The sequence below is a fragment of the Wohlfahrtiimonas populi genome, from assembly GCF_002006795.1.
In the GTDB taxonomy this organism is placed as follows: domain Bacteria; phylum Pseudomonadota; class Gammaproteobacteria; order Cardiobacteriales; family Wohlfahrtiimonadaceae; genus Wohlfahrtiimonas; species Wohlfahrtiimonas populi.
Map to the genome: position 1 here is coordinate 94,844 of NZ_MVDN01000002.1, position 15,094 is coordinate 109,937.

The 15,094-nt window shown below is 36.7% G+C and carries 12 protein-coding genes; 9 read left to right on the top strand and 3 right to left on the bottom strand.

The features are described 5' to 3' along the window. Positions 1-115: 115 nt before the first annotated feature. The 9 genes from hemC to BZK16_RS14235 all read left to right on the top strand — a co-directional run bounded on the left by hemC (position 116) and on the right by BZK16_RS14235 (position 11,163). Positions 116-1,057 carry a hydroxymethylbilane synthase gene (hemC, locus tag BZK16_RS03325; protein ID WP_077927484.1) on the top strand — a complete coding sequence of 314 codons (942 nt, stop codon included), beginning with the start codon at positions 116-118 and terminating at the stop codon, positions 1,055-1,057. Then, a complete protein-coding gene (locus BZK16_RS03330; RefSeq protein WP_077927485.1) occupies positions 1,041-3,305 on the top strand; it encodes a uroporphyrinogen-III C-methyltransferase in 2,265 nt (754 codons plus the stop codon). The genes hemC and BZK16_RS03330 overlap by 17 nt, the downstream gene beginning before the upstream one ends. After that, positions 3,302-4,612 carry a heme biosynthesis HemY N-terminal domain-containing protein gene (locus BZK16_RS03335; RefSeq protein ID WP_077927486.1) on the top strand — a complete coding sequence of 437 codons (1,311 nt, stop codon included), beginning with the start codon at positions 3,302-3,304 and terminating at the stop codon, positions 4,610-4,612. Before BZK16_RS03330 ends, BZK16_RS03335 begins: the two co-directional genes overlap by 4 nt. Positions 4,613-4,675: 63 nt before the next feature. Then, a complete protein-coding gene (gene folP, locus BZK16_RS03340) occupies positions 4,676-5,503 on the top strand; it encodes a dihydropteroate synthase (RefSeq protein WP_077927487.1) in 828 nt (275 codons plus the stop codon). Positions 5,504-5,512: 9 nt separating this feature from the next. After that, a complete protein-coding gene (locus BZK16_RS03345) occupies positions 5,513-7,435 on the top strand; it encodes an ABC-F family ATP-binding cassette domain-containing protein (protein WP_077927488.1) in 1,923 nt (640 codons plus the stop codon). Between the two features lie 9 nt (positions 7,436-7,444). After that, complete coding sequence (locus tag BZK16_RS03350) at positions 7,445-7,834, top strand: DUF3592 domain-containing protein (protein WP_077927489.1); 390 nt, start codon at positions 7,445-7,447, stop codon at positions 7,832-7,834. A gap of 12 nt (positions 7,835-7,846) precedes the next feature. Beyond that, a complete protein-coding gene (locus BZK16_RS03355) occupies positions 7,847-8,947 on the top strand; it encodes a toxic anion resistance protein (RefSeq protein WP_077927490.1) in 1,101 nt (366 codons plus the stop codon). Between the two features lie 17 nt (positions 8,948-8,964). Continuing rightward, entirely contained in the window at positions 8,965-10,080 is a 1,116-nt protein-coding gene (locus BZK16_RS03360) for a hypothetical protein (protein ID WP_077927491.1), read from the top strand. Positions 10,081-10,989: 909 nt separating this feature from the next. Next, complete coding sequence (locus BZK16_RS14235; RefSeq protein ID WP_158076798.1) at positions 10,990-11,163, top strand: hypothetical protein; 174 nt, start codon at positions 10,990-10,992, stop codon at positions 11,161-11,163. A 101-nt stretch (positions 11,164-11,264) separates the two neighbouring features. On the opposite strand, the gene BZK16_RS03375 is transcribed toward BZK16_RS14235, so the two are convergent. The 3 genes from BZK16_RS03375 to ppnN form a co-directional block, all read right to left on the bottom strand. Beyond that, positions 11,265-12,542: a dicarboxylate/amino acid:cation symporter gene (locus BZK16_RS03375; RefSeq protein ID WP_077927494.1), complete on the bottom strand. Its 1,278-nt coding sequence runs from the start codon at positions 12,540-12,542 to the stop codon at positions 11,265-11,267. Positions 12,543-12,579: 37 nt separating this feature from the next. Next, positions 12,580-13,497: an ABC transporter substrate-binding protein gene (locus BZK16_RS03380; RefSeq protein WP_158076799.1), complete on the bottom strand. Its 918-nt coding sequence runs from the start codon at positions 13,495-13,497 to the stop codon at positions 12,580-12,582. Positions 13,498-13,707: 210 nt separating this feature from the next. After that, the gene (gene ppnN, locus BZK16_RS03385; protein ID WP_077927496.1) at positions 13,708-15,090 is read right to left on the bottom strand and encodes a nucleotide 5'-monophosphate nucleosidase PpnN; all 1,383 of its coding nucleotides are present in this window, start codon (positions 15,088-15,090) and stop codon (positions 13,708-13,710) included. Between the last annotated feature and the right edge of the window lie 4 nt (positions 15,091-15,094).

Genomic DNA, 15,094 nt, shown 5'->3' on the forward strand with positions numbered 1-15,094 from the left:
ATTCTCCATTCAAGCTAACTAATATACGGGCCATTATATAACCAAGGCTATAAGTTTTGCTCTAATTATTGTATTCTATTCAGGTTATACAATTTTTATATGATGAGAATGTGAGATGTCCCTAAAAACCTTAACGATTGCAACTCGAGAAAGCCCACTTGCTTTATGGCAGGCTGAACATGTGAAAAGTAAAATTCTTAAATTTTATCCTTATCTGGAAGTTAAACTTCTAGGTATGACCACAAAGGGAGATCAGCTTTTATCCTCTCCTTTAAGTAAAATTGGGGGCAAAGGCTTATTCATTAAAGAATTGGAAGTTGCAATCTTAGATGGTCGCGCTGACATTGCTGTACATTCAATGAAAGATGTACCAATGGCAAAAGAATTACCTGAAGATTTGATTGTACCTGTTGTGATGGATCGTGAAGATCCACGTGATGCGTTAGTAAGCAATCACAACTACACAATTAAAACGTTGCCGAAAAATGCTGTTGTGGGTTCTTGCTCATTACGCCGTCGTGTTCAATTGATGGCAATCCGCCCTGATCTCCAATTAAAAGATCTACGTGGTAACGTGAATACTCGTTTAGCTAAATTAGATGCAGGCGAATTTGATGCAATCATTTTGGCAACAGCAGGCTTGAAGCGTTTAGGCTTTGATCACCGTATTTCTGAAGAAATCTCTCAAGATATTTCCTTACCAGCAGTTGGTCAAGGCGCAATTGGTATCGAATGCCATCGCAATAATGAAGAAGTTCGTAAAATTATTGCATCATTGAATGATGAAGAAACTGCAATTCGTGTATCTGCTGAGCGTGCATTCAATGCAACATTGAATGGTGGCTGCCAAGCCCCTATTGCAGGTTATGCTGAATTAACCGAACAAGGTTTATGGATGCGTGGTCTCGTTGGCAACATTGAAACCAATGAAATTCTATTTGCTGAAATTGTAGGTGATCCATTGGATGCACAAAATATTGGTCAAAGACTTGCACAAGATTTACTTAATAAAGGCGCAGATGTCTTTTTAAGGAGTATTTATGGCGAAAAAGTCTAGAAAATATCATGGCTCTAAAAACAATTCAGTGAATGATAAAACTAACATCGACTTTCAAAAAGTTGGTGTTATCATCACCCGCCCTAAAGAACAATCAGCATTTCTAATTCAATCCATTCAGCGTAACAATGGCACAGCATTTTCTGTGCCTTGTTTAGAAATTCATGATCCATTGGATATTGAAACAGCTCAAAAGGAATGCACAGAATTAGCAGCCGAAGCAGATTACTGGGCTTTCACAAGCCCAAATGCTGTTGAATATGCACAAAAATTCGGTTTAGACTTTGGTTTGAACAAACCTTGTATTTCTATTGGTTCTGGCACGACAAAATTATTGCAACAGCTGACAACTGCTGATGTAATTCAAGGTGAAAAGCCTTATACAACCGAAAAATTATTAGAAGCGCTCTCACAATATTCCTTGGCTGATCAGAAAATTTCTATTTTCAGTGGCGAAGGTGGTCGACGCTTATTAGAAAACGCCATCAATGATATGGGGGCAAATGCTCATTACGTAGATGTTTATCGCCGTATTCAAGCAGAAAATATTGATGTGACTGAAGTGGTTGAATACAGCCAATCTCACCCCATTGTTATCTTAGTCTCAAGTCAAGAAGCGTTTGAAGCTTATCATCGTGTGCTCATTGCTTTGGACTCAAATTTTGCAAAACATACTTTAATTGTTGCCAGCAATCGTCTAGCACAATATGTTAAAACATTAGGCTACCAAAACATTTTTGTGGCTGATTCTGCTGTTAGCAAAGATTTATGGCAAAAGCTCGTAGAAGTTGCGCCAACGTTATCCTTATCCACCACAGATTCAATTACTGAGGATTCATCCATGACCCAAATGAACGACAAAGATCATCCTGTGACACTTGAAGAATCATCATCAGCTACTGCCGTTGAACATCAAGCTGAATCTGCACGCCAAAACGTAGAACAACCAAACATTGCTCCGTCACAAAAACCTAATCACTCATTATCTTATATTGCCATTGCATTGGGCATTTTAGGTATTGGTGCTGGCGCATTTTCTTTCCTACAATCTTCACAGGAAGGCGCTAATGCACAAGCAATTAAACAATCATTAGAATCTCAAATCACACAACAAAAATCACAAATTGATACTTTAACCCAATCATTATCAATGTTAAAAACAACAGTTGATGCTGAACGTGGTCAATCTGCTGATTTTACAGATTTAGCGAATGCACAAACTCAGCACCAGCAAAATCTGCAAACATTGCAACAACGTTTATCCACATTGGATGCAGCAATCACAAACTTGCAAGCAGATAATGGCACATCATTAACACGTTACAACCAACTCAAAGATCACATCAATGAATTTGAGAAGCTTGTGACTAACTTAGATCAATCCATCAATCAAATTGGCAAAACAGCTAATGATCTACAAAATGATGCTGTTAAAACGCAAAATCGTTTAACTTCACAATTAGTGGAAATTAACAGCAAAATTGCTTCATTGAATACATTGGAAGCACGTTTAGCTGCTGCAACAGATATTGATTTATTGAACCTTAGCCAAGCGAAATACTTATTAAGATTGGCAAACTTTAAATTAATGTTTGAAGATGACCCTTCTGAATCTATCACTATCTTGAATGAAGCAAGTGAGCGCTTAATGGCAACTGCGAATGCTAAATTCAGCGAAACGAATAACTTGATCCAAAGTGAAATCGTGAAGTTGAAAGATATTCAAACAATTGATCGTGAAGAATATGCAACACGCATTCAAAAAATTTCTGAAATTATTCCATCCATTGATACAAAATCAGATGATATTTTAGGCGGATTGCGTAACACATTCCAAACAGAAGCTGCCAATAGCGATTCTGCGAATGAAGCTGATTCAAAACCTTGGTATCAAAAAGCATTGGATAAAATGACGCCAGTATTTGTTGTGACACAAGAACGTACACCAGCACCTGAATTAATGTCCATCACTGATGAAACGTTACTAAAACAAAATATTCAATTGCAATTAACAACAGCGCGCTTGGCTCTATTACAAAACCAAGCACAAACTTATCAAGAATCATTGAAAGTGGCTCGCTCATTATTAACGAACTACTTCAGCCCGAATGATGAAAAATTCCATCAAGTATTGGCTGCCATCAATGAATTGTTAAATGTGAATGTTGCTGCAGAAACATTAGATATCACACCTATCCTTAAATCATTCGATGCATCCATGTTGAATTATAGAGGAGAAGGATTATGATTCGATTCTTCAAAGCATCTGGCTATTTCCTATTACTTTTTGCCATTCCATTATTCTTATACTTCTTAGTAAAAGATGATCCTGGCATGGTGATCATTACTGGTCAAAACATTCTGACACAAAAGAATTTCACATTGATGATGACATTATCTGGCTTCATCTTTGGTGGATTACTCTTTTTTGTGGTGGCTTATGGTATTTTACGTTTCCTATTCAAATTATTGGGTTTACCACAATTTTTGAAACGCTCAGCAGAAGCTCGCAGTGAAAAAAGTGCAAGTCGTAAAGTTGCACGTGCTGAATTGGCATTATTGGAAAATAAACCTGAATTGGCAGAAGCATTGCATTTATCTGCTGTAAAAAATAGTGCAAACCCAAGTTTTAGCTACATTGGCGCAGCGCGCGCTGCTCACATGCAAGGCAAAACTGCATTGCGTGATCAATATCTTCGTGCTGTAGAAACAACTCAAGATCATCATAACCGCCTACATTCAGGCATTATGATTGGTGAATTGTTGAATCAATGGGGCGAACACGATAAAGCACGCACAGTATTGGAGCGCACTCGTAAAGAGAAAGGCGATCATCACCGCGTATTGACTGCTTTGGCAAAATCTTATGAGAAACAAGGCTTATATGATGATTTATTAAAAATCATGCCTGCTTTGCATAAATCATTGCCAAAAGAAGAGCGCTTGGAAATTGAACCTGAATTATATGTGACTTTGATTGATCACATTGGCGCTAAAAATGAAGGCCATGAATTGAAAGCTTTATGGTCACACATTCCTAACAACATCAAAGTTGTACCAAGTGTTGTGGTGAATTATGCTGAAAAATTACTGTATGCAGGCGAAGTTTCTGATGCGGAAGAAGCATTGCGCTCATCTTTGAAGAAAGATTGGAATGATTTAGTGATCACAGCTTATGGTCATTTATATAAAGGTGATTTCAATAGCTACATTAAAACTGCGAAAGGCTTTGCAAATCAACATCCTGAAAGTGCTTATGCTGCATTGGCTGTGGCGCGTTTGTATTATCAAACTAAGCGCATGGAAGATGCTTTAGAATACTTGCAAAAAGCATTACAAATTGATAACCAAATCCCTGAAATTCACCACTTATTGGCTGAAATTTTGTTAGAAAAAGGGGAGTTTGAAAAATCAGCTTTAACATTTAAAGAAGCAGGTAAATTATCTTATGCAAAACCATCTGCTGAGTTATTACAAGTGGAAGGCGAAGTGGTTGATCACACTCACGAAGCTTTACCAGAAACAGTTGTGAATGCAGATGAACAAACCAAGTAATGATTAATATGGATGTAGAGCAACCTTCTATGACATTCATAGAAGGTTCTCTTTTTTGAGATTATGAATAAACCAACTTTACAGCAATTATTGATCAAAGATGCACCAATCATCATGGGCATTTTGAATGCAACACCCAATTCATTTTCCGATGGCGGTGATTTTTTTGATCCTAAAACAGCCATTGAACGTGCGCATCAAATGGTACAAGAAGGCGCAACGATCATTGATATTGGCGCAGAATCTTCTAATCCAAAAGCGAATTTAATCACAGCTGAAGAGGAAATCGCACGATTAATTCCTGTGGTTAAACCTTTAGTGAAAGATCTACCAGCTTTGATTTCCATTGATACTTATCATCCTGAAACCATGAAAGCTATGGTGGATTTAGGTGTAGATATCATCAATGACATTAATGGCTTCCGTAATCCTGCTTCCATTGATGCAGTTAAAGATAGCGATGTTGCTTTAGTTGTAATGCACTTGGATAATCCGATTGAAAGCATGCATGTAGAAACTCAGCATGATGATATCACGCATAGCATTGCACAATTTTTTTTAGATCAAGTTGAACATTTATCTGATCACAACATTCATCCTAATCGAATTTTATTAGATCCTGGCTTTGGCTTTGGTAAAACAACTGAAGAACAGATCGAACTGCTTCAACAATTAGAGCGCTTAACTGCTCTGCCTTACCCTATTTTTATTGGCTTATCTCGTAAACGCTTAATTGGGCATTTAACCCATGTGGATGTTGCTAAAGAACGTACAATTGGCAATGTTGCATCCGCACTTTGGTGTTTGCAGAAAGGCGCAAAAATTTTCCGTGTTCATGATGTGAAAGCAACTCATGAAGCTTTCCAGCTATGGCAACAACTATCGATTTAAAAATTTATTATGATTGAATTTAACCAAATTACTCTTCGCGTTGGTACAAAAGTCTTAATTGAAGACTTTTCAGCTCAAATCCAAAACAAAATGCATGTGGGTTTAGTGGGAAAAAATGGCACAGGCAAAACCTCTCTATTCAATATGGTTTTGGGCCATTATGAATCTGATAAAGGCTCATTGCATATCCAGCCACATCTACAAATTGCTCATGTTGAGCAAGAAATTACTAATACCGAATTATCTGCTTTTGATTATGTATTATCTGGCGATGCTGAACTCATTGCATTGCGTAAAGCTGAAGAAAAAGCTTTAGAAGAAAATGATGGATTTGAAATCAGCCGAATTCATCAAGAATTAGATCGCATTGATGGTTATCGTGCAGATAGTAAGGCTTCTGCACTATTGATGGGTTTAGGCTTTGAATATTATGAAATTACTAAAGCCGTGAAGCACTTCTCAGGTGGTTGGCGCATGCGCTTAAACATCGCTAAAGCCTTAATGTGCCGCTCTGATATTTTGTTACTGGATGAACCCACAAACCACTTGGACTTTGAAACAGTTGTTTGGCTAGAAAACTGGCTCAAAAGCTACCAAGGTATTTTAGTCATCATTTCCCATGATAAAGAGTTCTTGGATCATACTTGTAATCACATTTTGCATTTAGACAATCAGAAAGCAACACTGTATAAAGGCAACTATGCTGATTTCCAACGCTTAAGAGCTGAAAAATTAGCACTGCAGCAAGCAATGTATGAAAAGAATGAGAAAACTAAAGCTCATTTAGAAAACTTCATCCGTCGTTTTGGTGCAAAAGCAACTAAAGCAAAACAAGCACAAAGCCGTGTGAAAGCTTTATCGAAATTAGCAGACATCGCGCCAGTTGTGGCAACAAATGAATTCCATTTCTCATTTTTAAAACCTGATCGTATTCCTGATCCATTATTAACGTTTGATAATGTCAGCATTGGCTATGAGCCGAGCAAACCTATTTTAGAAAAAGTAGAATTGACGTTAACGCCAGATTCTCGCCTAGGTTTACTCGGGAAAAATGGTGAAGGTAAATCTACTTTAATCAAAGCAATCGCAGGCGAACTTAATATTGAGAAAGGTGAATACGTTGCCTCTGAATTTTTAAAGATCGGTTACTTTGCACAGCATCAATTGGAATATCTGTCCATTACAGAATCGCCAATGTGGCACATTCAATCTTTAGATCCATTGATTGGCACACAAGATATTCGTAACTTCTTAGGTCGTTTTGATTTCCATGGTGAAAAAGCATTAGAAAGCATTGAGCGTTTTTCTGGTGGTGAAAAAGCACGTTTAGCTTTGGCAATGATTGTGTATCAAAAACCAAATCTATTGCTACTCGATGAACCAACAAACCATTTGGATTTAGAAATGCGTGAAGCCATTGCAATGGCATTGCAAGAATTTGAAGGTGGCGTTGTCATCGTATCCCACGATGCTTCATTACTGGAAATGTGTTGTGATCAATTCGCCATTGTGAGCAATCATCGCTTTGAGTTATATGATGGTGATTTAGAAAACTACCGCTCTTTAGTTTCAGATGCTCGCTCAGGTAAAACATCCTCAAAAACTGCCACATCTACAACCGTAGTAGAAACTGTTTCTGATAATGTGCCAAAACTGGATTTCAATGAACGCAAAAACTTGAATTCTAAATTGAAAAAGTTAGAACGCGATGTGGAAAAATTTGAAAAAGAGATTCCGAAGATTGAAGATAAAATTGCAAAATTGGATGAAATCTTAGGTCATAGTGATACTTATACTTCTAAGTCCCACGATGAAATCCAAAAAATGAATGATGAAAAAGATCAACTCAACCAAAAGCTTGCTGATATGGAAGAATCTTGGTTAATGAATAATGATGAAATAGAAATCATTCGCGAACAACTTTCACAATAAGGCATTACTATGTTTAAGAACAAACCTTTTTTTGCACGACTTTTCCGTTTATTAGGCGCAGCATTAGTGCTAAGCGCTGGCTATTTTGTTTATATGGATACAGAGCTGAAATATGTGAATGCAGAGATCATCAGCTATGATCAGCAAAATCCCGTGGTACGTTTTGCTGTATCCCCAAGCCAACAAATCACATTCAAGATGACGGAAACTTTTGATGAAGCCAAATATCCTGTTGGCTCACCATTACAAGTTCGCTACCCGAATGAAGATTATGGAAAATTAGAATATGTATCCCCATTATTACAATGGGCATTTTATATAGTATTATTCATAGGATTAATCATTTTCTTCATTGGCGCAGTGCTCACAATGCAAGTGCGCAAGCAATTAAAAAAATAACTAGGAGCTGTTATGAGTGAATTAAAACAAGATCAAGCAATCATTGTTGCAGAAGAAAAAATGTTGGCGGAAATTGTACCCGATGAAGCACGCATCCAAGAAATAGCAACAACTATCCAAATCAATGATCCTACATCATTTTTGGCTTATGGCTCCAAACCAATGTCTGAAATCGCAAAATTTTCAGATACATTATTAAACCGCATCAAAACAAAAGATGCAGGTGAAGTTGGCGGACAATTATCAGATTTAGTTTTGAAAATCCGCGAATATAACCCAATGAGCACAGAAGAAAAAGCTTCTGGCTTTTTGGCAAATATCCCATTGATTGGTGGTTTATTTAGACAAGTTGAAAAAGCTAAAATTGATCACACAACATTAACATCGCAAGTGGATATCATTGCAAGCCATTTAGATAATTCTATGGTGAATTTGCTGCGTGATAACGAGCAATTGTCTCAGTTATACGATAAAAACTTGGATTACTATCGTGAATTGAATCTTTACATTAATGCCGGTAAACAATTTCTAGACAATATCCGTACTGTAGAATTGCCTGCTTTAGAAGCAAAAGCAAATGAAACTAAAGACATGCTTGATGCGCAAAATGTGAAAGATATGCTTGAAAATATCAATCGCTTTGAGCGCCGCATACATGATTTAGAATTGTCTAAAATGATTGCAATGCAAACAGCACCACAGATTCGTATCATTCAAAGCAATAACCAACAATTGGCTGAGAAAATTCAAGGCAGCATCTTCTCTACTTTGCCAATTTGGAAAAGCCAAATCGTGCTTTCTTTATCTTTACAAGAGCAAGAAAAAGCAGCAAAGCTTCAAAAAGATGTTTCAGATACTACAAACGAATTATTGCGTAAAAATGCTGAAATGCTTCAACAAAACAGCATTGCAACAGCACATGAAGTTGAACGCTCTATCGTGGATATTGAAACTGTGCGCGAAGTGCAGAATCGCTTAGTGAACACCATTGAAGAAACAATGAAGATCGCAACTGAAGCTCGTGAGAAACGTAAAGCTGTTGAAATTGAATTGTCTCAAATGGAAAACAACTTGCGTGAACGCATCACAGAAGCTGTTGCGAAAAATCAATAAAAAGGCAAAACGATTTTATGGATTACAACGAAAAGACTTTACCCTTTCAGAAGCCTGCATCTCATACAGTGATTGATAATGTTGATGAAATTAAGGTTACTAACATTCGCCAAGAAGAAGTGGATTTTAGCAATGCTTTCATTAAAGGTGCAAAAACTACCGCAAAGCGCATGATTTTTCATTTCAAAGCGATTGCGGGTGGTTTAACTGCTCAAATTCTGAAATGGTTTGTGCCAAGTAGTATTGATCCATTTTATGGTGCAACTTTTTTATGCTCATACATTGGCATTGTGATGCTATTTCCACTACGTAAAAACCATTTAGCAACAGGTTTAGGTTTGATTACAGCCATTCTTGTTGCTTTAACTGGTATGTGGCCGATTGCATTGTTATTCGGTGGCATGATGACAATGTTATTGGATTTGATTGAGCAGAAAACTGATAACACAGGTTTTTGGTTCACAATTCCTTTGTCATTATTAGCACTGTTCTATGCCAATATAAAAATGCCAGAATCTATTTTTGTATCCATGCCAATTTGGGCTTATGGTGCAATGGTAGCTATTTTTGCAGCAGGTTTATTGAAGCCAAAAGTATTGAAGCATTTAGCTAATATCACTTTAATGTCTGAAGCTGATAAAAAAGCTTATTTAGAAAATATTGAAGCACAAAAAGCTTTAGCCATCGCAAAACAACAAGCAGCCAAAGAAGAACAATCTTTTGCTTTGTTTGCTCGCCATATTGAAGTATTGCGTTTAATTGAAGATGAAAATAAGAATTTACCACCACAATTAGCCATGATCGTGGAAAAAATTGGTACGCAATCCATTGATATTTTAAAGATCATGAAAGCTGATCCCCGTGATGTTTTACCAGGCGGACAATTTTTAAATCGTTATTTGCCATTGATTCATCAATCAGTTGTACGTTATACCACAATTAAATCTTTGCACAGCGAAGAGAATATTCAAGAAAATATTGATGAAAAAACATTGATTGCTTTAAATGGCATGCAACAAGCCTTTACACAAATCCGCCAGCAATTGGCAGACAATGATGTGGATGATTTACGTGTAGATTTAAAAGTGATGGATCAATTGATCCGAAGCCAAGGCTTTGAGATTAAGGATTAAAACTTCACATATAAAAGGCGCTGATTCAGCGCCTTTTGCCTATCCAAATGATCATACAATCCATAAGAAAAAATTGGTTATTAAATAGAAAGGAATAAGCATGCACAATCCCAAGATCCGATTTAATCATAAGCGCTTATTTGCTTGCTACACAATATGGCTTTTCATCAGCTTTATAATGGGCTTTTTATTTCGAGAATATCTTGATACAGNCCCGTGATGTTTTACCAGGCGGACAATTTTTAAATCGTTATTTGCCATTGATTCATCAATCAGTTGTACGTTATACCACAATTAAATCTTTGCACAGCGAAGAGAATATTCAAGAAAATATTGATGAAAAAACATTGATTGCTTTAAATGGCATGCAACAAGCCTTTACACAAATCCGCCAGCAATTGGCAGACAATGATGTGGATGATTTACGTGTAGATTTAAAAGTGATGGATCAATTGATCCGAAGCCAAGGCTTTGAGATTAAGGATTAAAACTTCACATATAAAAGGCGCTGATTCAGCGCCTTTTGCCTATCCAAATGATCATACAATCCATAAGAAAAAATTGGTTATTAAATAGAAAGGAATAAGCATGCACAATCCCAAGATCCGATTTAATCATAAGCGCTTATTTGCTTGCTACACAATATGGCTTTTCATCAGCTTTATAATGGGCTTTTTATTTCGAGAATATCTTGATACAGGTTTTTTGAGGAATTTTCTATTCATTAAAGCAAATATACTGAAAGACTCTCAAATTTATCTTTCAATCATGTTATGGATATTGCTACTCTCGCCTTTTGTGTTTATATACATATACAAATCCTGCATTTTAACAATTAGGCTTGATAGAAAAATGCTGTGGCTTCCACTATTAATAGCAGCCCTAGGCTTATTTTGGAATATGGGCGCTATGACTATAAACACAACAGGTCACTATAAATATGATGTGCTCACAAGATATCTCATTCAAGAATTTGACTGGGTTGCTGCAATTTTTATTTCTTGGTTTGGATTATTTCTAGCCCTACCATTTAGTGCTGTAGTGCTAACTTTTTATATCAAAGGCAATGTTGATAATACATAGCACCACAACAAAACTATGAACCATGAAATAAATCATCTATCATATAATGACAAAAACCCTAGATCACTCTAGGGTTTTATTGATTTTGAATTTCAGCAAAATTAAGCAGTTGCTGTTTCTTTTGGTTTAGCTAATTCATCTAAGCTTTTTTCAAATGTTTCACGATCAAACTCTTTGAATTTATTGGACATCATAATACAACAGAACACACTGCCCATAATGTTACATGGTACGCGAGTGATGCCTAAGAAGTAGTCAACGCCGAAGAAGATAACCGCAACTTCAATAGGAACGCCCGCAAGGTCACACACAACAGCCAATGAAACCAAAGCACCACCAATTACACCTGGATTACCGAATGCAGCAATTGTTGCATAAACACCCAATAAAATGTACCAAGTCATTGTCATTTCGCCTGTTTTACCTTGCAAAGCCATCGCCGCAATGATGATGATTACGTTAGTAATTGGTCCACCATTTGTATTTAAAGAGTTACCTAAAGGCAAAATAAAGTTAGAGAGTTTTTCTTTAACACCTAAATATTTTGCATCCTCCATCGCAACTGGTAAACACATTGCTGTTGATGTTGTTGTCACTGCCATGATTAAAACACGTGAACATTTTTTAATCAGCATTGATAAACTCAAGCGATATCTTAAAGAGATATACAAGAAATATAAAACTAAGAACAAGATATTAATGATCGTAATGTAGAGCAACACTTGTCCTAAAGAGATCAAAGTATCCAAGCCTTTTGTACCAATGGTTGACGCCAAAATGCCAAAGATCCCGATGGGTGCAATATACATGACCATTGTGATAATTTTCATGATAATTGCACGGAATGCCAACGTCACTTCTAATAAAGTTGAAACACCTGGAACTGTATCTTTGAGAAGATTAATACTAATACCAAAAAAACAACCAAAAACGATAACCTGTAAAACAATTGGTGTGCCAAATGATTTAAAAATATTACTTGGGAAAAAGTTCAAGATAATATCAGAAACGCCCATTGCACTGCCTTGTGTACCTGCAGCAAGTGCAGCGGCTGCTTGAGCTTCATCTGTGTTAAAAGGTACAACTGCCCCAACAATGACTGCTAAGAACGCAGCACACGCTGTTGTAATTAAGAATAATAATAATGTTTTACCACCAATTGTTCTAAATTCTTTCAAATCTAGAGATGATACTGACATAACGATAGAACCAAAGATTAAGAACGGGATACACATGTTCATAAGATTTAGGAACATTTTTCCAAATATTCCGAAAACATCGGCATCTTTACCTAATACTAATCCAAAGATTACACCAAGGATCATACCGATAATGATGCGCCCTGATAATCCGTTTAAAAATTTAAGAAATTTTTGCATATAAACACCTTGCAGATTTATTGATAAGAAACTAAAACTATTTCAACTGGCTACGAACAAAGTCCATTGGTGCTGTTTTTACGACTTTTTCATGAGCAATTGACGCATCTAAAATATCGCCTTCCACTAAAAATCGTTGCCAACGTGTTAATTCTTGTTCTGTAATCTCAATGGATGGCGTCCACATGCCACCTTGGCAAAATTGATTAATTGTATGAATGCCATCTTCTAATTTGACATGTGCCCAGTTTCTACGAATGATTGCTTCACAACCTTCTCCGCCATTTTCCAATAGCCAAGTTGTGCCTTTTTGTAATCCTAATGCGAATTTACCTGCTAAATTATCTTCATCATCAAATAAAGATTCTAATCCATAGTAAACGCTCCATGGAATCACACCACCACGAACAGCTAAATCACAATATGGAAAAGCAACACCATCTGCGATAAATTTATTGGCCATATCAGGCTGCAACACAATGAAGTCACCAAAACCACCCAAGAACATTTCAATGATCATACTTGTGGAAAAATCATGAATAAAACGGATTTTTGAAGTATCAGCACCACCTTCTTTCGCACAACCTGCAACAGATAGATAATGGCTTGCACCATCACCACCTGAAACTAACACTCGCTTGCCTTCCATTGCTTGCCAACTAAAGTCATCAGGCTGCTGTTCTCGAGAAACAATCACTAAAGGACAACGAGAAGCAATTTTGGCGAATGAATAATAATTTTGAATACGATCCATATAAACCAATGGCACCCAAATACCACCGACAACGACATGTGCTTTGCCTTGATTCACATCCGTTAAACATTGCGTCCACGGTGTAGGCACATAAGATTCTACATCTAACCCAACTTCTTCAAAGAAACCCTGCTCTTTTGCCACATATTCTGGCATATAGTTCATGGATAAACCTGTTGCTGCAATCACAAACTTATTCATCGCATTCCTCATCAATTTGAATAGAGATGATTCATTTATAGCAAAGGTTGATTCATTGAAAAGCTACTATTATCAATAAATAGATATAGCACTATATAATCATTGAATGACTACAGATTAACTAACTTTTTCTAATATTAAATTTTCAAACCCCCATAAAAAATCCCCAGCATTTAGGCTGAGGATTGTAATTTTTAGAATCTAAAATGATTATTTTTCAACACGATAACATGGTTGATATGTAGAACCTGGCAATTTCATTCGGCCTTGTTCAACAAAGTCATTCAATAGTTCATCCACCAATTCCATCAATTCTGGATCACCATGCAACACAAAAGGACCATGCTCTTTAATGGCTTGAATGCCTGATTCTTTAATGTTACCTGCCACAATTCCTGAGAATGCTTGGCGTAATGATGCTGCCAATTTTTCTTTTGGCTGATCTTTATGAAGATTCAAACCTGCCATATTTTCATGGGTTGGGATGAATGGCTTTTGTAAATCTTCTGACATTACCAATGACCAGTTAAAGCAATATGCATCTTCACTCTGTTTGCGGCGCTCTTTCACTAATGGCATTGCTTGCTTCATGCGCTGTGCCACTAATGTTGGATTATCAATGATGATTTCATAATGTTTTTGAGCTTCTTTACCCAAACTTTTCTCAATAAAATGATCCAAAGTTTTAAAATAGTTTTCGCTCTCTTTTGGCCCAGTTAAAATGATTGGTAAGATTTGATCCTTATTCTCTTCCATCATCAAGATGCTGAGCACATATAAAAACTCTTCTGCTGTACCAACGCCACCAGGAAATACAATCAAACCATGACCTAAACGAATGAATGCTTCAATACGCTTTTCAATATCAGGCATGATGATCAATTCATTCACTAATGGATTAGGTGGCTCTGCTGCAATGATTGAAGGTTCTGTAATACCAATATAGCGATTTGCTTCATGACCTTGTTGCGTATGACCAACCGCTGCACCTCGCATTGGCGCTTCCATCGCACCTGGACCACAACCTGTACAAATATCAAAACGGCGTAAGCCTAATTCATGACCCACTTCACGCGCATATTTGTACTCAATTTCATTGATTGAGTGGCCGCCCCAACAAACCATAACGTTATAATCATAAGCTGCTTTCAATGCTTTCGCATTACGCAATGTCATGAAAACGATATCTGTTGCAATCTTCTGACTACCATATTTCACTAAGCGCTTCTTGTCATAACTGCTGACAACTTCGCGCATGTACAAAATATCACGCAATACTGAGAATAAATTTGTGCGAATTAAACGTGTTAATTCTCCATCCACAAATACAGATTGTGGTGGGTTCATCAATTCTAATTTAATGCCACGTTCTGTACGACTAACTTTCGCTTCAAAATCTTTATACATTTGAAACAAAATACTCGCATCATCTGTTTGGCTACCTGTGTTTAATACTGCTAGCAAGCAGTTTCTAAACAATTGATATAATTCACCATCCACACTTTTGGTTAATAAATCACTTTCTACTTTTGATAATAAATCTAAGGATCCAGCAGGTGGATAGATATGATAATTTTTATTTTCTACACTCATTCGA